Source organism: Paenibacillus sp. NPDC057934 (assembly GCF_042887565.1).
Classification (GTDB): Bacteria; Bacillota; Bacilli; order Paenibacillales; family Paenibacillaceae; genus Paenibacillus_AQ.
The window spans coordinates 429955-450232 of sequence record NZ_JBHVPB010000006.1 but is presented as its reverse complement, the minus strand read 5'-3'; the positions used below and the strand labels follow the sequence as shown (position 1 = coordinate 450232).

Annotated in this window: 19 protein-coding genes; 7 read left to right on the top strand and 12 right to left on the bottom strand. The window is 50.9% G+C overall.

Annotated features, from left to right (window positions below; genetic code table 11):
- Window positions 1–453: 453 nt before the first annotated feature.
- From ACFVRY_RS16815 to ACFVRY_RS16800, 4 genes are all read right to left on the bottom strand, one after another.
- Window positions 454–714, bottom strand: coding sequence for a metal-sensitive transcriptional regulator (locus ACFVRY_RS16815; protein WP_387501371.1), 261 nt, complete (start codon window positions 712–714; stop codon window positions 454–456).
- A gap of 15 nt (window positions 715–729) precedes the next feature.
- Window positions 730–3282, bottom strand: a complete 2553-nt coding sequence (locus ACFVRY_RS16810; protein WP_387501370.1) for a CoA-disulfide reductase — start codon at window positions 3280–3282, stop codon at window positions 730–732.
- Window positions 3283–3563: 281 nt separating this feature from the next.
- The gene (pfkA, locus tag ACFVRY_RS16805; protein WP_387501369.1) at window positions 3564–4535 is read right to left on the bottom strand and encodes a 6-phosphofructokinase; all 972 of its coding nucleotides are present in this window, start codon (window positions 4533–4535) and stop codon (window positions 3564–3566) included.
- A 67-nt stretch (window positions 4536–4602) separates the two neighbouring features.
- Window positions 4603–5685 (bottom strand): tetraprenyl-beta-curcumene synthase family protein, encoded by a 1083-nt coding sequence (locus ACFVRY_RS16800; protein WP_387501416.1) that lies wholly within the window; start codon window positions 5683–5685, stop codon window positions 4603–4605.
- A 194-nt stretch (window positions 5686–5879) separates the two neighbouring features.
- On the opposite strand from ACFVRY_RS16800, the gene ACFVRY_RS16795 reads away from it, so the two are divergent.
- A complete protein-coding gene (locus ACFVRY_RS16795) occupies window positions 5880–7172 on the top strand; it encodes an MFS transporter (protein ID WP_387501368.1) in 1293 nt (430 codons plus the stop codon).
- Between the two features lie 217 nt (window positions 7173–7389).
- Here the strand turns inward: ACFVRY_RS16795 and ACFVRY_RS16790 are convergent, their stop codons facing one another.
- The gene (locus tag ACFVRY_RS16790; RefSeq protein WP_019911834.1) at window positions 7390–7587 is read right to left on the bottom strand and encodes a cold shock domain-containing protein; all 198 of its coding nucleotides are present in this window, start codon (window positions 7585–7587) and stop codon (window positions 7390–7392) included.
- A gap of 172 nt (window positions 7588–7759) precedes the next feature.
- Between ACFVRY_RS16790 and ACFVRY_RS16785 the strand changes: the two genes are divergently transcribed.
- The 6 genes from ACFVRY_RS16785 to ACFVRY_RS16760 all read left to right on the top strand — a co-directional run bounded on the left by ACFVRY_RS16785 (window position 7760) and on the right by ACFVRY_RS16760 (window position 12497).
- Window positions 7760–7993, top strand: a complete 234-nt coding sequence (locus ACFVRY_RS16785) for a hypothetical protein (protein ID WP_066371860.1) — start codon at window positions 7760–7762, stop codon at window positions 7991–7993.
- 5 nt (window positions 7994–7998) lie between these two features.
- Window positions 7999–8169 (top strand): hypothetical protein, encoded by a 171-nt coding sequence (locus tag ACFVRY_RS16780; RefSeq protein ID WP_175406426.1) that lies wholly within the window; start codon window positions 7999–8001, stop codon window positions 8167–8169.
- A gap of 212 nt (window positions 8170–8381) precedes the next feature.
- A complete protein-coding gene (gene pepF / locus ACFVRY_RS16775; protein WP_387501367.1) occupies window positions 8382–10172 on the top strand; it encodes an oligoendopeptidase F in 1791 nt (596 codons plus the stop codon).
- 85 nt (window positions 10173–10257) lie between these two features.
- Entirely contained in the window at window positions 10258–10578 is a 321-nt protein-coding gene (locus ACFVRY_RS16770) for a LapA family protein (RefSeq protein ID WP_379468709.1), read from the top strand.
- Between the two features lie 64 nt (window positions 10579–10642).
- Complete coding sequence (locus ACFVRY_RS16765) at window positions 10643–11686, top strand: M42 family metallopeptidase (protein WP_387501366.1); 1044 nt, start codon at window positions 10643–10645, stop codon at window positions 11684–11686.
- A complete protein-coding gene (locus ACFVRY_RS16760) occupies window positions 11670–12497 on the top strand; it encodes a hypothetical protein (protein WP_387501364.1) in 828 nt (275 codons plus the stop codon). Before ACFVRY_RS16765 ends, ACFVRY_RS16760 begins: the two co-directional genes overlap by 17 nt.
- A 628-nt stretch (window positions 12498–13125) precedes the next feature.
- Here the strand turns inward: ACFVRY_RS16760 and ACFVRY_RS16755 are convergent.
- The 7 genes from ACFVRY_RS16755 to ACFVRY_RS16725 all read right to left on the bottom strand — a co-directional run bounded on the left by ACFVRY_RS16755 (window position 13126) and on the right by ACFVRY_RS16725 (window position 20199).
- A complete protein-coding gene (locus tag ACFVRY_RS16755; RefSeq protein ID WP_387501363.1) occupies window positions 13126–13611 on the bottom strand; it encodes a tetratricopeptide repeat protein in 486 nt (161 codons plus the stop codon).
- 56 nt (window positions 13612–13667) lie between these two features.
- Window positions 13668–15614 carry an ABC-F family ATP-binding cassette domain-containing protein gene (locus tag ACFVRY_RS16750; RefSeq protein ID WP_387501362.1) on the bottom strand — a complete coding sequence of 649 codons (1947 nt, stop codon included), beginning with the start codon at window positions 15612–15614 and terminating at the stop codon, window positions 13668–13670.
- Window positions 15615–15740: 126 nt separating this feature from the next.
- Window positions 15741–16385, bottom strand: coding sequence for a TetR/AcrR family transcriptional regulator (locus tag ACFVRY_RS16745; protein WP_387501361.1), 645 nt, complete (start codon window positions 16383–16385; stop codon window positions 15741–15743).
- A complete protein-coding gene (locus ACFVRY_RS16740) occupies window positions 16369–17172 on the bottom strand; it encodes a DUF92 domain-containing protein (protein ID WP_387501360.1) in 804 nt (267 codons plus the stop codon). Before ACFVRY_RS16740 ends, ACFVRY_RS16745 begins: the two co-directional genes overlap by 17 nt.
- Before the next feature lie 37 nt (window positions 17173–17209).
- Window positions 17210–17833: a fumarylacetoacetate hydrolase family protein gene (locus ACFVRY_RS16735; RefSeq protein ID WP_387501414.1), complete on the bottom strand. Its 624-nt coding sequence runs from the start codon at window positions 17831–17833 to the stop codon at window positions 17210–17212.
- A 40-nt stretch (window positions 17834–17873) separates the two neighbouring features.
- Window positions 17874–18605, bottom strand: a complete 732-nt coding sequence (locus ACFVRY_RS16730; RefSeq protein ID WP_387501358.1) for a glycerophosphodiester phosphodiesterase — start codon at window positions 18603–18605, stop codon at window positions 17874–17876.
- 76 nt (window positions 18606–18681) lie between these two features.
- Window positions 18682–20199, bottom strand: coding sequence for a CapA family protein (locus tag ACFVRY_RS16725; RefSeq protein WP_387501357.1), 1518 nt, complete (start codon window positions 20197–20199; stop codon window positions 18682–18684).
- Between the last annotated feature and the right edge of the window lie 79 nt (window positions 20200–20278).

The window sequence follows — 20278 nt, the reverse complement described above, 5'->3', positions numbered from 1 at the left end:
AGGAGAAATCGTTGATAAATCTAGTCCAATTCATCCCCATACCCCCATACGCTCAACTTCGGCCCCTTGCCTCCACCTTGAGGTATAGTAGACAAACTCATCTCGCAGAGTACACAAAAAAATAATAAGGGCAAAATTGTATCTTAATTTTAGATGTAAACACACCAAACGGGAAATAAGGGCAGAAATGTATGTTAATTCTTTACTTTTGTCCGAAAAGAGGCTGCATCTATGAAATTAGTATACAATATTGCTCTTATTTGCAAAATAATATGATTTCGCAGGAAATTAAGGTACAGAATTGTCCTTATTTCGCTGCACACGTGCTCCAGCCTGCTATCTGCGGTCTGTCACCTATCGGCAGCTATTGGGCCACAATTCACTACCAAAATGCTTAACTTCTAATTGCTTGCTTTTCCAACCTCTAAGTCACTTAACGCTCGCTCTGGTCCCTTATCTACTCTTAACGAGCAGCTCCACAGCTTCCTTTATCACCTTGTCCGGCGAATGGCCCTGCTCCAGTTCTTCTTGAATACAATGCTGCAGATTGGAGCCGATCACAGTCCCTACAGTTCGGTCGACCGCTGTACGGATGGCCGTCAGTTGGGTAACAATCTCGCGGCAGTCCTTGCCTTCCTCCAGCATCCCCAATACACCGCGAACCTGGCCCTCGATCCGCTTCAGTCTATTTTTGATCGCTTTATCATACTCCATAGCTTCACACTTCCTTTAAATAAACAAGTTAACGCCTGCATCGTCGGCAGCGCCGAGATAACTGGCTACACCTCCAAAATCCACACCGTCCAGCAGCTCTTCCTTCTTAATCCCCATAATATCCATGCTCATCGTACAGGCAATCATCCGCACTCCTGCGTTCATAGCTCCCTGCATCAGTTGCTCCAAAGAGTCTACATTCTTCTGCTCCATCGCATGGCGAATCATCTTCGGCCCCAGCCCGCCCATATTCATTTTGGAGAGCGGCAGGGACTTGCTGCCCTGTGGCATCATGAGTCCGAACATTCGCTCCATGCCACTTTTCTCTACAGCAGGCGCCTGTATTTTCCGCAAAATGTTTAAACCCCAGAAGGTAAAGAACATGGTCACTTGCTTGCCCATAGCGACAGCTCCGGTTGCAATAATGAAGGATGCGATCGCTTTGTCCAAATCACCACTAAACACAACCATGGTCGAACCATCTTTGTTCCCAGAATCTGAATCTGATTCAGAGATCAATAACCGATCATCTTGATTCCGAGAAGCATCCTGACCTTTGCGCAGCACAGCAGTTACCTTCCCCTGAGACACATCCAGCGCCTCCAATGTATTGCCTGTTTTGTGGCACCACTGCTCGATATCTGCGGCAAAACCAAAGTCTGTCGAGGTTACCTCCAACTGGCCGCCTTCTTCCAATGATTGTACCGTCTCGTATACCTTGAGTATAGGCCCCGGGCATTGCAATCCGCAAGTATCCAGCAGGGTCAACTGTGCATTCGTCCCTATTGGATTATGAGTTACTGGAACCTCAGAGGTGAGTTCGTGCCTGAGATGCTCGGGCCCCGGCTGTTCACTCTTTTCTTCAGCTGGACCACTTCGATCCGCACCTTCGCCTTCTCCTGGGGATTGGGGCAGTCGCCGAGCTCGCAGCATTGAAGCATATGTCTTGTACCCTCCATCTACGTTACGTACGCGATAACCATGTTGACTTAACAACCGTGCCGCGATATATCCGCGCAACCCTACCTGACAAGAAACTGCAATCTCCTGCTCACGTGGAATCTCAGCCAACCGGCTCCGCAGCTGACCAAGTGGAATATGAATGGAGCCTGGAATAGTCCCTGCCAGCAGTTCAGCCGCATCTCTGACATCTATGATCAGCCCACCGTTCCTGTAAAAAGCATCTACCTCATGCCACTGCAGCGTATCTACCAGCCCATCCATCAGATTAGAGGCGATATAACCGGCCATATTGACAGGGTCCTTGGCCGATGAGTAAGGCGGCGCATACGCCAGCTCTATGTCAGCCAGTTCTTGCACATCCAGCTTACCGCGGATGGCTGTGGCGATAACGTCGATTCTTTTATCCACTCCATCCGCTCCGACAGCCTGTGCGCCATAGATTTCCCCCGTTCCTGGATTGAACAACAGCTTCATAGAGATCGGCGAGCTTCCAGGATAGTACCCTGCGTGGGAGTTCGGGTGCAGATGAACCGCCTTGTACGGAACGTTAAGCCGGCGCAGCGTTTTCTCGTTGTTGCCCGTCGAAGCCGCTGTCAGTGCAAAGATCTTAATGATTGCTGTACCAAGCGCACCCTCATACGCTATGGGCTTACCGTTGATATGATCAGCTACCAGTCTTCCTTGGCGATTCGCTCCCCAGGCGAGTGACACCATCGTAGCAAATCCATGATTCCGGTCTTTGACCTCAATGGCATCACCCACTGCGTAAATGGCAGGGTCGCTCGTTTGAAGCTGGGCATTCACCTTGACTGCCCCACGGAATCCAAGCTCAAGCCCGCAGGATTGGGCCAGATCATTCTCTGGACTTACCCCGATCGCCATAATAACTATGTCCGTGTGTAGCAAATCTCCGGAGGTCAGATGCAATTCCCGGCCTGCAGACTTAAATTCCTTCACGCCCTCTTTCAACCGAATGTCCACCCCATTTAGGTTCATATGTTGCTCCACAAGAATCGCCATTTCAGGATCGAGCGGATTCAGCAGTTGTTCCCCTCGATCAAGAAGTGTAACCTCAATGCCGCGTTCGCGCAGATTCTCGGCCATTTCCAGTCCGATAAACCCTCCGCCGATAACCGTCGCATGTTTAGGGTGACGCTCATCCACAAAGCCTTTAATTCTATCCGTATCCTGAACATTTCTTAGCGTGAACAAGTTAGCCGCTCTTTCGATACCCGGAATCTCTGGCATTATAGGCCTTGCACCCGGCGATAGCACTACGAGATCGTAGACTTGTGTCCCTTCTTCACCTGTGAGCGTGTTGCGGAAGCGGATAATCTTCTGTTCGCGGTCAATAGCCGTTACCTCTGTCAGCACGCGCACATCAATGTTAAAACGGTCTTTAATCCCCTTGGGGGTCTGTAGGAACAATTTCTCCCGGGCATTGATACTACCACCAATATAGTAAGGCAGTCCGCAGTTAGCAAAAGAAACATGCTCGCCCCGTTCGAACATAACGATCTCGTCTTGCTCATTCAAACGCCGTAGCCTTGCCGCAGCGGAAGCCCCTCCGGCCACGCCCCCAATGATTACAATTCTTCTATTCATTTCTTATCCTCCTTATTATACCCTATGGGGTATATATTATACGGGTGGGGGTATGTTGTCAAACGTAAAATATCCAGTCATCTTCAATCGTCCTCACCGGAAATCGCCTGCAACGCGCACAATCTCCTATAGTGCACGTTACGCTGAACCGCTGTGCGCATATCGCACGGCATGGTGGACTGGTCAGAGCCCAGTGCCCGCAACTTCCAACATAAAAAAGCCCTGCGATCGCCGCAGGGCTCCATAAACATCATAATTTCAGTAGACAATCATTGTCGCTCTTATTGAGAAAGACGGGAAGCCAATTCATACAATTCAACGTTGAAGTTCTTCTTGCTATTGACTACCGTGTCAATGTCAGTCAGAACAAGCTCACCTTTAATGATACCGCAAGCTTTACCGGATTCGCCATCCAGCAGTTTACGCACAGCAAAATCACCCAGGCGGCTTGCCAAGTTGCGGTCCGCTGGTGTCGGTGTACCACCGCGTTGGATGTGTCCAAGCACAGTAACACGTGCATCCAGGGAGGAGTGACGGTCCTTCAGTGCTTGAGCAACATCTTCGCCCTTGCCTACGCCTTCGGCTACGATCACAATACTGTGTCTCTTGCCTTTGACAAAGTTATCGCGCATACGATCAGCTACTTCATTCAGATCATAAGGCATTTCAGGAACAAGAATGGTCTCCGCGCCAGAAGCAAGACCAGCATGCAGCGCGATATCGCCACAGTGGCGACCCATAACTTCAACAACCGAAGAACGTTCGTGTGAAGACATTGTATCGCGAAGCTTATTGATTGCGTCCACAACAACACCTACTGCAGTGTCAAAACCAATGGTGTAGTCTGTGTAGGAAATATCGTTGTCAATGGTTCCCGGCAGGGCCATCGTTCTGATTCCGAGCTTGCTCAGCTTGTTGGCCCCTTGATAAGATCCATCGCCGCCAATAACCACCAGACCGTCAATGCCCATCTCATTAAGGATGTCCGCACCCTTCTGCTGGCCTTCTGGCTTCACGAACTCTAGACATCTTGCCGACTGCAGGATAGTCCCCCCACGCTGGATGATATCGCCCACGCTGCGCAGGTCCATCGGGAAGATATCCCGGTTCAGAAGTCCTTGGTATCCGCGTTGAATACCGAACACCTCAATACCGAAATAAAGTGCGCTGCGCACTACTGCGCGAACTGCGGCATTCATCCCTTGTGAATCCCCGCCGCTGGTCAAGACTGCGATCTTTTTAACTGTTGCCATTCTGATGTTCCTCCTTAAAATTGTGCGAAGGCCGTATCTCTTGCGAGAAACTGCTTTCACAGCATTCCTAATACATGTGTTTGCGTATCCAGCGGCTGTTCACGAAGAAGAAGAGCCTCGTTAGCGGGCTTCCCTTCATCAGCCGTTTTGATACTGAGCGAACTTCCCGCTGCTCGCTAACTTTCGGATCGGATAAATACAATGCCAGCAAACCTTCGATGACCATGCGATGCATCGAGGTCTCGGGAAGATTCCGGACATCCTTGCGGGCCCACTCCACGATGGAAGCGATCCGATTCAACATGGTATCAGTGTCGTCATAATAATTGCAGAAATTGAGATCACCGCCGGCCCTGTCTTCATCCTGATCGATGAGGTAATCCAGCATAATGTGCAGACCGCACACATGCGGGAAATACGCGGCACGAATGGACGCCGTCTGTGCCTTACTTAGCTTGGGATCACATGAGGCCAGAAAAAGCATAAACACACCCAGAGTAGATCCTGTAGCCGCTGCAAACTCATTCCAATACAAATGAGGTGCACGGCTCCCATGCTCCCCCCACCACTCCTTCAGGGCAGCTTCCCTGAGTTCCGGGCGAATGTGCTTGTACACCTGCAGGTCCGTATACAATACAGCCAAATCGGCAATCTCATCCGCCGCAGCCGCATAACCCGGCAGCAGGGAAATCATCTCTTGGCATTTGCGAACCAGCCTGTGCAGATAACCACCATCATTCTGTTCGGTGCGAAGCGCATAATAATTGACGAGCTCCGCCTCAGGATTGATGGCATCTAGCATCGACTGATGCAGCAGCCTAAAATCAGCAGGATCCTGCGAGGTACTACGGTCACATAAGTTGTCCAGATAATCGCTGATCGTTTGATAAGCAACAATAAGCGGAATAAGTATATGTCTCATGGATAAATTACCAGCCGCATAAATACCGCCGCCCTCACAATGAAACTGTTTAGTTTCAATGCTGGCGAGCGCTTGCTTCCGGAGCTCGGGATCGGGAATCCCTTCCGCATCTTGACGCCAGAAGCCCAGGCATGACCTAACTTCCGGCAGCACGTACTTGTAGACCCTCTTCATAAGTCCTATAGGACCTTTCGGGCTTAGGTAACGGCCTTGCTCAAATTCATTCAATGACAGTGCCTCCACATTGTTGTCTCCTTATCCAAATCATCATTATTATAATATGATCATCGTATTTGTACAAACAACAAAATCACTTTCGCAAATCCTTGCAAGATTCAGAAATACCGCCATTTTCGTAAACATAGCTTCCTTCCTTTGTGCTATACTACTCGTATTTGATATTCGGAGGAGTGCAAAACATCATGTTTTCAGAACGGAGCAGCAGCGGTTCAGGTGACCAGAACTGGCTGCGATCCTTTATGTTTACGGTTTTCGGCACCAGTGTCCTGGTTGTATCTTATTTCCCATTATTCTATACCCATCTCGGCTTCAGTAGTTCGCAGGTAGGATACCTCTACTCTCTCGGACCGCTTATTTCAATTCTCTCCAATCTGTTCTGGAGCATGATCAGCGACCGACTGGGCACTATCAAGAAGATCATGGTCATCCTGCTGGCAGGTCAGCTTGTTCTAGCACTTCTTTTAGCGAGGGCAACGGAATTTTCATCGGTTATGATTATTTTATCCCTTTTCTATTTCTTCTATTACCCTGTTTTTCCACTTGCAGATACAATGGCTATCAAAACCGCTACCCGCTATGGACGGAATTTCATCACGATTCGGGTCTTCGGTTCTCTCGGCTATGCCTTTTTCGCATTGACAGTAGGCTACCTACTGCGCGCTGTAGGCTCCTCCTGGAGCATGGCTGTCTGTATTGCTATCGTCATCGCTGCCCTCTTGATCACCATTCCCTTAAAAGATGCAAAACGGGACCCGGCAGCGCTGAAGAGCAAACCTGAGAAGAGTCATAAGGGCGACAAAGGCAGTGGATTGAAAGAAATTTTGCTGCAAAAAGAAGTACTGTCGTTCTTTGGCATCGTCTTTCTACTTGCCCTGGGGCATCGGATGAATGAGGCTTTTCTGACCATCAGCCTGAAGCAACTTGGGGCTGGCGAAGAGATTATCGGCTGGGCGCTGCTTGCTTCGGCGTTAAGTGAAATTCCGGTATTCTTTCTTCTTAGCAAATATGGAGAACGCTTCAAGGAGCTGCCTCTGCTTGTCTTTGCCAGTCTCATGTACGCCCTGCGCTTCCTGCTCATGTCCTACGCTCATGCTCCGTTGGCGATGGTGTTCATCCAGGCCATGCACAGTGTGACTTTTGGTGTTTTTTATGTCACCTCGGTTCGTTACATTACACGGATAATCCCCGATCATCTGCGGGCCACGGGCATGGCGCTCTTCACTATCGTCTGGTCGAGTGCTTCCGGGCTGCTGAGTGGAGCCTTCGGTGGGATCATCTATGAAAATGCCGGACGCTCTACCTTCTACATGGTTGCAGCACTCTTTTCAATACTCGCATTTGCTGGTTTTTTGGTAAAATACTTGCTGTCCGCCAACCCAAGGTTCACAACGAATGCTTCACTCCAGAATCAGGCTATTCAAATTCAGGAATCGCAACCGGCAGGAACTGCTCCTGCTGAGAAACGCACGCTATAGGTGTTCATTTCTTGTGAGGAATCGACTGCGATAACAACCATACCCTGTGTCCTTCGATAAGAGGTCGCAGGGTTTTTGTCATTATCAGATATAACAAAAAAACACAGTTCCCGAGAGAACTGTGTGTTGTATAATTCGTTGGTTACCACTTTTACAAGAGCTAGCCAAAATAGATATATATTTTCTCAGCAGACAGCCGGGCTGTCAAAACCGATTCTTATAGTTTTACTACGTTAGCTGCTTGTGGACCACGGTTGCCGTCAGTGATGTCAAACTCAACAGCTTGACCTTCATCCAAAGTCTTGAAACCATCGCCTTGGATTGCTGAGAAGTGAACGAATACGTCTTCGCCGCCTTCTACTTGAAGAAAACCGTAACCTTTTTCTGCGTTAAACCATTTTACTGTACCTTTCAAATGAACAACCTCCTAAAAATAGCGCCATATATGGCGTATGCTTACATTATACTCCATTTTATTGTCCAGCGCAATCCATCTTCCCCCCGTATCCTTGAATTAATTTGCTTTTCCCTTCCCCGGTGCGTTATCATTGACCCAAAAGCCAAAAATCGCCAGGGTGGTAATGAAAATGATCAAAAAACACGAAATATACAAAACAGACAAATGGAACATGATGACGGTTGAGGTACAGGGCCGCTATATCATCCTTCGGGAAATTTCCGATCAATGGGGTGAGGAAACTCATACCTTTATGAGCCGTCCGGCCATGATGCAGTGGGTCGGCAACCGCTTCAACAAAGAATCTTATAAAGACAACGAAGAAGAGTATAAGAAAATCATGGAAGCTTTCAAGCAGGTATAACGAGGATGAACACAGAGAACCTCACGGTTTATACAATCGTTGTTCTATGCCTCGGTGCCGTGCTGATTATGTCCAGGGACCGGGTTCCGCAGCGATTGAAGCGGGGGATGGCCTTGACAGCCGCCATTATGATTTTTCTGGCTTTTGTCTTCATTATTTACAGCTTTCTGGCATAACCTGCGCATAAGCGACGCGGAGATTACATAATCATGGTCCAGCTGGGCATATTAGGAACACCTTTTATTATAAGGAGGCTTCCGACTTGCCTGTATGGACCCACACTCTCTCGTTACTGCTAGCGCTCTCTATTTTGCCGGGTGATTTATCATCCGCCATGCTGCCGCAGGAATCAACACCTGCATCATCCCATCATTCGAGGAGGATTTCCATGGAACAATTACTAAAAAGAAGTGAAGTGCCTGCGGAGAACCGCTGGAAGCTTGAAGATATGTTTGCTTCGCAGAAAGACTGGGATGACGCTTACACCGAAACCAAAGGTCTCATTAAAAAGGCTGCCGATTTTCAGGGCAAGCTCGATACTGCCGGAGCACTGAAGGATTGCTTCGAACTGGATGACAAGCTCTCCCTGCTCACTGAAAGACTCTATGTCTATGCACATATGCGTCAGGATGAAGACACTGCTAATCCGGTCTATCAGGCTCTTTCCCAGAAAGCAAAGCAGCTTAGTGTAGAAGCCGGCGAGGCGCTTTCTTTTATCACACCGGAAATTCTGGCCCTGCCAGTCGAGAAGCTCGACCAGTTCATCGCTGATTCCGAGTTGTCCGACTACACCTTCACGCTCACGGAGATGAAGCGCCAGAAAGCGCATATTCTCACCAAAGCCGAGGAGGCATTGCTAGCCCAAGTGGGGAACCTGTCCCAGGCGCCGCAAAACATTTTTGGCATGCTGAACAATGCCGATCTTAAGTTCCCGAAGATTAAGGACGAGACCGGTAAAGAAGTAGAGCTCACGCATGGCAGCTACATTAAGTTCCTGGAAAGCCCGGACCGTGAGGTCCGCAAGAACGCTTTTAAAGCGGTGTACGAGACTTACGCCAAACAGAAGAATACAATTGCAGCCACGCTGAGTGCCAATGTGAACAAGAATGTGTTCTACTCTCGCGTACGTAAATATCCGTCGGTGCTGGAAATGTCCCTCTACGGTGACAATATCCAAAAAGAGGTATACACCAATCTGATCAATACGATCCATGAGAGTCTGCCGCTGATGCACCGCTATATGAAGCTTCGCCAGAAGCTGCTTGGGGTTGACGAGCTACATATGTATGACCTGTTCGCTCCGCTGGTGGACGAATACAAGCTGGACATTACCTTTGATGAAGCGAAGAAAATTACCAAAGAAGGCCTTAAGCCGTTAGGCGAGGACTATCTGAAGGTGCTGCAAGAAGGTTATGACAACGGCTGGATCGATGTCTACGAGAATGAGAACAAACGTACAGGTGCATACAGTTGGGGAGCTTACGGCACTCACCCTTACGTGCTACTGAACCATAACGACAACTTGAACAGTATGTTCACGCTGGCACATGAGATGGGTCACGCTCTTCATTCCTACTATTCGGACAATACGCTGAAGTATCGTGATGCACAGTACACGATTTTCCTGGCGGAGGTTGCTTCCACTACCAACGAAGCACTGTTAATGGATTATTTGCTTAATAAGTCCACTGATCCGAAGGAAAAAATGTATCTGCTCACCTACTATGCCGACCAGTTCCGTACAACTGTATTCCGGCAGACAATGTTTGCTGAATTCGAGAAGATTGTGCATGAACGCGCAGAAGCCGGTGAGTCCCTGACTCCGCAGGATCTGTCCACCATCTACTATGACCTGAACGTGAAATACTATGGCAAGGACATGGTTGTTGACAAGGATATCGAAATGGAATGGGCACGTATTCCCCATTTCTACAACAGCTTCTACGTTTACAAATACGCTACAGGCTTCTCGGCAGCCACCAGCTTTGCAAAACAGATTCTGGAGGAAGGCAAACCGGCGGTGGATCGTTACCTCGGCTTCCTGAAGAGCGGGGGCAGCGACTATTCCATCAACATTCTGTCCAAAGCCGGTGTTGACATGTCCTCCCCTGCACCGATCCGTGAAGCGATGAGCGTGTTCGAAAGCGTGATCGAGCAGATGGAACAGTTGACCAAGTAAAAAAGAACGTTTAGTATAAAGTTAATCCCTTGCCCGGTCGCGGGCAGGGGATTTATACTGTAGCCCTTTAAGGAGGAATACCCTCATGAAATTACAATGGTCATTGATCGCGGGTCTGATCTTCGCGCTGCTTACCGCAGTTTTTGCGGTGATTAATGTCGATCCGGTACAGGTCAATTTCTTCTTCACTGTCGTCAGCATGCCGCTGATTCTCGTCATCTTGGGCTGCGCCCTGATCGGCGGGATTATCGTCGGGTCCTATGGCATTTTCCGTCAGTACAAACTGCAGAAGCAGATTAAACAGCTGACCGCCGAACTGGCCAAGCTGCGTGAAAACAGCACGTCGCTGGATAGCTTCACGCTGAGCGATGAGAGTGTGTCAGCAGACAGCTCTACACAGGTGTAAAATACATAAGGGCATCGGCTTCTGCCGAGGGCCCTATTTTCCCATGAACTGGAGGCTTTAATCCATGCTTACGATTCAACCTAATGAAGAATACATTCTATCCATTCTTAAAAAATTGCTCGATACTCCCAGCCCTAGCGGCTATACCGCTGAGGTGATGAACCTTGTAGCCGAAGAGGCAGCTGCGCTGGATATCCCGTTGTCCTGGAATGAGAAGGGCGGCGTGGTCCTGACCGTTTCCGGCCTAGATCCTTCCCGTACGGTAGGTATTAGCGCCCATGTGGACACCCTGGGCGCGATGGTCCGTTCCATTAAATCCAACGGCACCTTGCGCCTGACTTCCGTAGGCGGCTTTACGATGAATAGTATCGAAAATGAATACTGCATTATTCACACCCGCAGCGGCAAGACCTATACAGGTACAATCTTGACGAGTCATCCTTCCGTCCATGTCTATGCCGATGCACGCGACTTCAAACGTCAGGAAGAGAACATGGAGGTCCGTATTGACGAACTAGTATCTTCCAAAGATGATGTGCTTAAGCTCGGCATCTCCGTGGGAGACTTCATTTCCTTTGATGCCCGTGCGGTGATTACGCCTAGCGGTTATATCAAGTCCCGTCACCTCGATGACAAGGCCAGTGTAGCTGCCCTGCTCGGCCTACTGGAGAGCATCAAACGCGAGGGCTGGAAGCCCCTGCACAATCTCTCCCTGCTGATCTCCAACTACGAAGAGGTTGGACACGGTGCCTCGTGGATTCCCGGCGATATCAACGAGATGATCGCCGTAGATATGGGCGCCATGGGCGATGACCTGAGCTGCAAGGAGACAGATGTCTCCATCTGTGCGAAGGATTCGTCTGGCCCTTACGATTATGCTATGACCGGCCGCTTGATCGAGTTGTCACAGGCGCTGGCCATCCCTTATGCCGTAGACATCTATCCGATGTATGGCTCTGATGCCTCCGCCGCACTGAAAGGCGGCAACAATATCCGTGCAGCCCTGATCGGTCCGGGCGTACATGCTTCTCACTCCATGGAACGTACACATAAGCAGGCTGTCTTGAATACGACAAAGCTTCTTGCCGCTTATGTCGGAGCCAACTGAGAGCCTTGTCGTCCGTGAGGAACGGTTATGGAAACGCAAGCCCCGGCTGTTCTTTACCGGCCTTACGTTATCAATCGCTCTGATAGCCATTACCTGGATCTTGCTGGACAAAGAGGAAAAACGGGAGGTCTTTAACGGCCTCCCCCACGCCTACACGTACCGGGAGACCGAAAGTTCAGGCAAAGTGGCTTTGCACATGATGTCCCTCTCCCCTGACCGTGTAGTTCTCCGTCCCGCTGGTGTGCCGCTACGGCAGGTTGCCGCCTATGGAATCAACGGCGGCTTCTTTTATGGCAAGGATCTGTTGTCCATTGCCATTATGAATGACAATCCGGTCAGCGGCGGGCGACATGATTACGGCTCAGGCTGGTTTAATGCCAAGTATGCCCGTGGTACCTTGGTCTGGGACGGCGCGAAACGCCAGTTCTCGGTTCAGGTGGTATCCAGCGGTGATGAACTGGAGGTCAGCGACCGTAATCATTATTTTGCCCAGGGTGGCATTAGCATGAACCTGGAGGATGAGGAGCGTTGGGCAGTGACAGCGGCAGACGAGCATTTGCCGTATGCCGATGAACAGCGGATGCGCTCAGGCATGGTCTATGACAAGGCTGGAGCGTTGTGGCTGATCGTAACCCCGACACTCTGCACGGCGGAGGCGTTCCGGGCAGCTATCCTGGAGAGCGTGCCGGGAGAAGGCCGGGAAGGTATCTTTCTCGACGGGGATGGCTCCTCGCAGATGAATGCCGATGAGGCCGTCTTGACCGGTGATCAACGAGCGGTCGTGCAAATGATCGCCGTGTCGCGGGAATAGTGAATCTATATAGAATGGATTTAAAGAGCGGATTTAAAGCACACATTAAAGATCCAACATGGCCGGGAAAAGAGAGAGTCTACAATAAAGATTCAACAAGACAACTCCACTCCCCGTATGGCTATACACACGCCATAGGGATTCCCGAAGTACAATTAACAGCATTTTTGTACCCTAATTACTCCGCAACTAGGGGTTAGTGAGAATTAAGTGCAATATGGTACCTTAAATCTTTCTGAATACCCGCCAAGTGAGCTTTCTAGAGAGATTAAGATACAAAAATGCTCTTATTCCCCTTATTTTCCTCTTTTCAATAAAAATAAGATACAAAAATGCCGTTAGTCGGGGAGATGGCCCATCTTTCTCACTATAAAACGACTAGTGAAGGAGATGGGAGGTTTGTACCCTACAACCCTAAATTCACAAAATAACGCCTGCTTTTCTGTGTGAAATCACCTTTCACTTCATAGAAGTAAAAAGTTAAAATGAGCACCTCTGAGCCTCACTGAGTGAGGCCTTCAGGTAACATAAAAAGAAGCTGACGTCCGTTACCGGTGTCAGCTTCTTTGTGCTGTGTATTAATCTTATCCTTGGCATCTCTAGCCACGGAATCTCTACTCTACGGATCTTAATCCCAGGTTTGTTCCAGCTTATCAGCATAAAAGGCTATAGCCTTGCTGTAGCTACGGATTCCCTCATCAGCCGAGGTGTCCGCGAGTTGCTCCAGCAGGATGCCCATCGCCTCACTATGGGCCCCCAGATTATGCAGCGCCATCGCGTAGAATACCGGAAACTCCCCGCGATCCGGGAATTCTGCCATGCCCTGGGCTAGAATAGCCTTGGCACGCTCATATTCCCCGAGCGTTCTGTAGGTGCTTCCCAGCCCAAGCATCGCACCCGCCTGATCCTCCGGCGGGAGACCTAGCGACAGGCTTTTCTCGTAATATGGCACTGCCGCTCGTTCGAGGCCCAGCACATCATGTGTCCAAGCCAGCTGATAATACAGCCTGGCATGCTGCGGGTATCCTTCAAGCTGCTCTAACAGCAGCTTTCTAGCCTGCTCTGCCTGCCCACCACTTCTAAGGGCCACAGCGGCTTCTATGATCCCCTCCACCACTAGCGCTCATCCTTTCCAGTTACATGGTCCGCTGTAGGATGAAGCTTGCAACGTTAAGCTTTGCCTGCTATCTTCTCTGCCAGCTCGTTGAGATACGTCCAGCGCTCCATTAGACGCTCCAGTTCGGCTTCACCCTGGCGCTGCTGCTCCACCAGCTCCTGCAAGAGTGCAGAGTCGGCAAAGGCTGCTTCCATCTTCACACTGATGTCGACCAAGTGCTGCTCTGCCAGCTCAATCTGCTCGTCAATACCTTCAAATTCACGTTGTTCCTTGAAGGTGAATTTGAGTTTCTCCTTGGCTTGAGGCGGTGCTGGATTATCCGTTGCGGAGGCTTGGGGTGCACTGCGTTTGGCACCACCGGCACCAGCATCGCCTTTGCCCCCTGCCCCGCTCCCCGGGGCAACATTCTTGGCGAGCCACTCTTCGTATTCACTGTAGTCGCCGACATGAAGCCGGATCTTACCATTCTCAAAGGCGATAAGCTTGTCGATCGTCCGGTCCAGGAAGTACCGGTCATGGGATACTGTGAAGACAACACCCGGGAATTCATCCAGATAGTCTTCCAGAACCGCCAATGTACCAATATCAAGATCATTGGTCGGCTCGTCCAGCAGCAGAACATTCGGCGCTCCCATCAAGACACGCAGAAGATATAGGCGTCTCTTCTCCCCACCGGAGAGCTTGGAGATTGGGGTCCACTGCGCTGCCGGAGGGAACAGGAAGCGTTCCATCATCTGAGAAGCCGTAATGACGCTGCCATCCGCTGTACGGACCACTTCCGCCTCTTCCTTCACATACTCGATGGCCCGCAAGTTTAGATCCATATCCTGATGCTCTTGCGTGAAATAGCCGAGCTTCACTGTAGCGCCCAATTGAACTTCACCGCTGTCCGGCTGCAATTTCCCCGCGATCAGGTTCAGCAGCGTAGACTTACCGCTACCGTTCGAGCCAACTATTCCCACTCGATCCTGCGGAACAGCAATATAGGTCAAATCGCTAATCAGCTGTCGCCCGTCCAATGATTTGGACAACTCTTGAATTTCAATGATTTTACGCCCCAGCCGGGTCGAAGCTACGGACAGATCAAGTGTACCGCCGGAGGCATTGCCGGTCGCCTCCTTGAGCTTCTCGAAGCGATCGATTCTGGCCTTCTGCTTCGTAGTACGCGCCTTCGCCCCTCTGCGAATCCAGGCCAATTCTGTACGCAGCAGATTTTTACGCTTCTGCTCCTCTGACGCCTCCCGCTCTTCACGGTCAGCCTTCAGCTCCAGGAAGCGGGAATAATTCGCTTCATAGCGGAACAGTCGTCCACCATCCAGCTCCAGCATTACGCTGGCAACCCGATCTAGGAAATACCGATCATGCGTAATCATGAGCAGCGCGCCGCGCCGTTTCTGCAGATACTGCTCCAGCCAGGCTACGGAATCCGTATCAATATGGTTGGTAGGCTCATCCAGAATCAGCAGCTCTGACGGTGTGATTAGCGCCGCGGCAAGGGCCACACGCTTGCGCTGTCCTCCGGACAGATTCTCCATAAGAGCATCGAAGCGAGTGATACCAAGCTTGGTCAAGACACTCTTGGCTTCACTTTCAAGATGCCAGGCATCAGCAGCGTCAATAGCTTGGCCTAGTGCGGCCAGCTTGCGCTCCAGCGCGGAATTGCCCGGATCGACTTCCAGTTGCGCCACTACATCCATATACTCACGGGTCGCAACCAACGCCGGGTCCTCTCCGGCAAAAACCTGCTGAAGAACCGTATTACCAGGCTCGTAAGGGGGATTTTGAGCCAGAAATTGTACCCGCACATCGTTACCGATGGCAACTTGTCCTTCATCCGGCGTGTCCAGGCCCGCGATGATACGCAAAAACGTCGATTTCCCCGTACCGTTCACGCCAACAATACCGATCTTATCCCGGTCATCCATCCCGAATGAAGCGTCTTTGAACAGCGTTTTTTCACCATAGCTTTTGGAGAGATGCTCCACGGTCATAATATTCATGCTTTATCCTCGCTTGCCTTAGTTTATATTTGAAGTTGATAACATTCTGGAGAAAACTGCCCGGAATCCGGACGGCCTTATCTTCTGATGCTGCGTAGTTTCCAGCCGGTACAATCTCAACGTGTCTCAGTCCGGCGGCATTTCTATTTCTGGCATATGTAGAGCGTTCATCGCCCCGTTAATGAAAAGACTCGCAGCAAATTGCGACCGCTTGCGGGCATCGTCAGCCGTGAAATCCGGATGGAACAGAATATCCATCTTCAGCCTGTCCAGCATGCCAATGTAGGACTGCGCCATTAACTCCGGCTCCGTGGCCCCGCCTTCCACTAATACCTTCATGACTGCCTGCATGTACTGCTCCATGAATTGAGTCATGTACGCCACGAGCTCCGGGTTATTGTTGGGCGCCCGAAAAAACAGCTTCGTGTGTTGCTTGCGATCATAATAATAGAACAGGTGATGATCCGCTACAGTCGCCAGCTTGCCGGTCAGGCTGTTCTCGGCGTCCAGCTTCTCTTCTAGCTGCCCCAGAAAACCTTCGCAGTCACGCCGCGTAACGGCCATGAACAGCTCTTCTTTACTCTTGAAATAGAGATATATCGTTCCCTTGGCAATTCCCGCCTGCTCCGCTACCTGCGACATCTTCGTCTCGTAGAAACCGGCGGAGCCGAAAAGTCTGTAAGCAGCATCGAGAATGGACGTATATTTAACATTGGATGCGCTGCCCAGGCAGTCCACCCCCTTACTGAGTATTTCACCAGGCCAGTCCAACTAGCAGCGCCACGAGCCCGCCCACCGCCGAGCTAATGGCATTAACTGCATCATTGGTCATCCAGCGCCAACCGCGGGCGTGTACGGCAGGGACGCCGCAGTGCTGCGGACTCTCTACCTCACGGCCGCAGACTGTGCAGCGATTCATCTGCTGTACGGTTGCACCGAGGAACGAGTCGGCAAAAGCGCCTGCGAGCCCGCCCAGCAGCCCGGCCAGAACCAACGTCCAGAAGGCCTGGTCCGTCATTCCGGCACCCCTCTGCAGCAGCCATGAGCCCGCACCGATCAGGACACCCCCGGCACCAGCCGCCAGTGTTCCCAGGAGCGACACCCCGCCAGAGGCACCCGCAGGCAGCACTTTGCCCGTGAGCACGGAGCGCGGCTGCCTTTTGCTAAGCGTGCCTATCTCTGTAGCCCAAGTATCTGAGGTCACGGTAGCCATTACACCGATGAACAGAAAGCTCCACAGCTCCAACGGGTACAAGGCGTTCAGCAGTACCACCAGCATGCCGATCCCGCCATTAGCGAATACCTGTCCGGCATCGCGGCGGCCCGTTTTAGCATACGTCTCTTCCAGCTCTGCCTTGTTGTCATGCTTAAGCTTGGACAGCAGGCTTGAGGTAATAAAGAACAATAGTAGAACACCAAACCAGAAGGCGTTACCTGCTCCAAAATAAATCGTGCCCATCAGCACTGCCGCCAGCATACCCGAGAAGCTTAGCGACTGTCTCCAATACGCGGCTCCGGCGACTAGCAGAGCACCACAGGCCCCGATTATAAGCTGCATGAATTCAACTCCTGCCACTATAGGGTTGCTTCCCGCACTAGCCGATCAGGCAGGTGCCAAGCAGTCTTTCTCCCCAATATAATTCGAAGGAATCACCAGTGACCGCAGGTCCTACACCCGCAGGGGTTCCGGTGAAAATTAGATCATTTTTGCCTAGCCCGTAGCGGTCAGCAATAAAGTCAACGATTTTCTGTAGGGAAAAAATCATATCCTTCACGTTGCCGCGCTGCACTTCCGCACCATTTTTCAAAATCACAAAATCCGTAGCTTCCAGCTCATCCTGTTCGGGAAAAGCAATATACGGAGTCAACGGAGCCGCATTCTTGAAGCCTTTGGCTGCAGTCCAAGGCAGACCTTTCTTCTTCAGGTCATTCTGCACATCACGCAGCGTGAAGTCCAGTCCCAATGCCATCACATCCACCAGTTCCTCCACACTCATTCCAGGCACATAATCACGCGCGATACGCAGGACAAGCTCACCTTCAAAATGAACCTGACCGGCATCCTTCGGAAGCTGGATAATGGCTTTATCAAGAGGAACTGCCGCATGAGAGGGCTTCAGGAAGATCATCGGCTCAGCCGGGACCTTGTTGCCCAGTTCTTCTGCATGTAGCAGGTAATTTCGTCCGACACAATACAGATTATTTATAGCCGCGCACATGGTTAGATTCAGCTCTCTTTCCTGTTGAATGTTAAATTCATTATTTTCCAATAAACGTATCGCCCCATAGATCAGGACGGTTCGTACAAATCATTATATCAGAATGCATGGCCGCCAAGCGACGCATCTCCCGTGTTTTATTCACGGTCCAGGCCATCACTTTGATGCCTTGCTCCGCCAGCAGGCTGGCTAAAAGCGGATTCAGTCGTGAATAGCGGATCGAAAGGAAGGAACATTGCAGCTCCTGTAACTTCGAAGCCGGGTCCCCCGACCTGGAATCATAGATCAGCCCTGTTCTGAAACGAGAGTCGAGTGCCTTGATTCTCCTCAGTGCTCCATGATCAAACGAAGTCAGGACAACCTCATCCCGCATATTGCGGGCGTTGACCTGATCGATAACCGCCTGCTCAAGACCAGGGTACATATCGTTTACGGTTTTGAGCTCAATGTTTAGGCGTAGCTTGCCCGACACCAACGCCAGCACTTCATCCAGCGAAGGCACTTTCTCGCCACGAAAAACCCTTCCTTTCCAGCCGCCAGCATCCAGCCGACGGATCCCCTCCCAGTTCATCTCCCTGACCTTCCCGTGCCCGTTGGTGGTCCGATCCAGAGTGTAATCATGAATGACCACCGGCACGCCGTCCCGTGATAGCTGAACATCAATCTCCATCCAGCGCACAAAGGGAAGCTCTAGCGCCATCCGCACAGCGGCCAGCGTATTCTCCGGCGCCTTGCCGGAAAATCCCCGGTGCGCCACACAAGGGTTCCTCATCCTTATCCCCCTGACCATTCACATCTGCAAGCGACGATACTTTATGCAATCTTTCCAGTTCCGCGCTTAATATTTATTATTTTGCCTTCTGAGTTACTTTGCCATCAGCACCAATCCGCACAAGACCGGAAGACAAGGACTCGATTCGCTTCAAGAGAATACCTCCTGCCACATCATTCATTGGGACAGGCCGGGCTAGTTCAGCGTCCATCGGTTTAAGTTTCATCGAGCATTGCCCTTTGATATTACACTCAGCCTGAAAAACCGCTGTCTCCCAAGTAGTGGGGATGGAGCCTTTGGTGAAAATAAAATTACCTGTGCTGTAGGCGATCCATTTGCCTTTGTAAGGCTCTATGCCCTGCAGCACATGCGGATGTCCGCCAATGACGAGATCCGCTCCTGCATCTATAAAACTATGACCCAGCTTTTGCTGAACACTGTCGTATTGATCCACACGTTCCTTGCCCCAGTGCACAACTACAACCACCAGATCCGCCTTCTTCTTGGCAGCGGCAATCGCTTGAAGTCCTTCTGCACTGTCATAGACGGAGGCGATACCCGGAGTGTTCGGTCCCGCCTTCCAATTCATAACCGGCATCACCCGTGTGAATCCCAGGAGCGCGATCTTGATTCCATTGCGTTCAAAATATTGCGCGCTATAAGCCTCCTTGCTATTGAGGCCTGCTCCGACATGGGGAATGCCTCTCTTATCCAGGTGAGCCATTGTATCTCTAAGGCCCTCCTGTCCCTGATCCAGGGTATGGTTGTTAGCGAGATTCACAGCATCAATACCAGCTGCCTTGAGAGCATCCAGTGCTTCGGGAGCGCCCTTAAACACAAATTGTTTGTTCTGAGCGCCAACTCCCCGGGTTGTGATCGGCGTCTCCAGATTCACCACGGTAAGATCATCCTTCTTGAACATGCCATCAAGCGCGGAATACGAATAATCATAACCTTTCTGCTTGAGCAGTTCTCCAGCTTTGCCAGAGAAGATCACATCCCCGGCAAAGCTCAGCTTAACCGTACGTTCCCCTGCCAGGCCTGCAGGCAGTCCTGCGATGAAATTACTGTCTTTGCCCTGCAAATCTCCCGTCTTGCTGTCCGAAGGGGGCTTACTGCCCGTTCCGTTCTTCCCTCCGGCGTCAGTAGGTGAGGAACTGTCCCCTGCTGAAGCCCGTCCTCCAGCCGTACCCTTGGTATTCCCACCACTTCCATCGTCTTCCGAGGTGCTGCTCGGTGTCGGTGTCGCCGTTGGTGCCACTGTTGCCGTTACCTCAGGTGTTACTGTTACTTCAGGTTCTGGCGTTACTTCGGGAGTTGCCGTAACTTCAGGTGTGACTGCCACTTCGTCTTCATTGTTCGCCGAGGCGGGCGGGTCACTTTCCTGTACCGCCGGGTCCGGGGAGGGCAAGTCGGTAGCCTGCGCCACTGGAGGCGGATAGGAAGATCTATAACCATTTTCGCTGGTAAAACCATAAGTCAATAAGGCCGTAATCATCAATAGTAAACTTACATTAATCCAAGCCCAGATCGTTCTACGACGACGTCTGTTAGGTTTATCTTTACGTCTGGAGCTTGATCGCGGCGAATACATGGGTACAATAGTTCTCCTTTGTGTTTAAAATTGTTTCTATTATATCATATCACGGGCTTGTCCCCGCAAATGCGAGAAT

Bases quoted from the DNA above. Each gene is read 5' to 3' on its own strand.
- pepF (WP_387501367.1), top strand. From the start codon at position 8,382: ATGGAACAATTACTAAAAAGAAGTGAAGTGCCTGCGGAGAACCGCTGG.
- ACFVRY_RS16765 (WP_387501366.1), top strand. From the start codon at position 10,643: ATGCTTACGATTCAACCTAATGAAGAATACATTCTATCCATTCTTAAA.
- ACFVRY_RS16725 (WP_387501357.1), bottom strand. From the start codon at position 20,199: ATGTATTCGCCGCGATCAAGCTCCAGACGTAAAGATAAACCTAACAGA.
- ACFVRY_RS16740 (WP_387501360.1), bottom strand. From the start codon at position 17,172: ATGCAGCTTATAATCGGGGCCTGTGGTGCTCTGCTAGTCGCCGGAGCC.
- ACFVRY_RS16810 (WP_387501370.1), bottom strand. From the start codon at position 3,282: ATGAATAGAAGAATTGTAATCATTGGGGGCGTGGCCGGAGGGGCTTCC.
- ACFVRY_RS16795 (WP_387501368.1), top strand. From the start codon at position 5,880: ATGTTTTCAGAACGGAGCAGCAGCGGTTCAGGTGACCAGAACTGGCTG.
- ACFVRY_RS16815 (WP_387501371.1), bottom strand. From the start codon at position 714: ATGGAGTATGATAAAGCGATCAAAAATAGACTGAAGCGGATCGAGGGC.
- ACFVRY_RS16770 (WP_379468709.1), top strand. From the start codon at position 10,258: ATGAAATTACAATGGTCATTGATCGCGGGTCTGATCTTCGCGCTGCTT.
- ACFVRY_RS16760 (WP_387501364.1), top strand. From the start codon at position 11,670: ATGTCGGAGCCAACTGAGAGCCTTGTCGTCCGTGAGGAACGGTTATGG.
- pfkA (WP_387501369.1), bottom strand. From the start codon at position 4,535: ATGGCAACAGTTAAAAAGATCGCAGTCTTGACCAGCGGCGGGGATTCA.
- ACFVRY_RS16785 (WP_066371860.1), top strand. From the start codon at position 7,760: ATGATCAAAAAACACGAAATATACAAAACAGACAAATGGAACATGATG.
- ACFVRY_RS16750 (WP_387501362.1), bottom strand. From the start codon at position 15,614: ATGAATATTATGACCGTGGAGCATCTCTCCAAAAGCTATGGTGAAAAA.
- ACFVRY_RS16730 (WP_387501358.1), bottom strand. From the start codon at position 18,605: ATGAGGAACCCTTGTGTGGCGCACCGGGGATTTTCCGGCAAGGCGCCG.
- ACFVRY_RS16735 (WP_387501414.1), bottom strand. From the start codon at position 17,833: ATGTGCGCGGCTATAAATAATCTGTATTGTGTCGGACGAAATTACCTG.
- ACFVRY_RS16780 (WP_175406426.1), top strand. From the start codon at position 7,999: ATGAACACAGAGAACCTCACGGTTTATACAATCGTTGTTCTATGCCTC.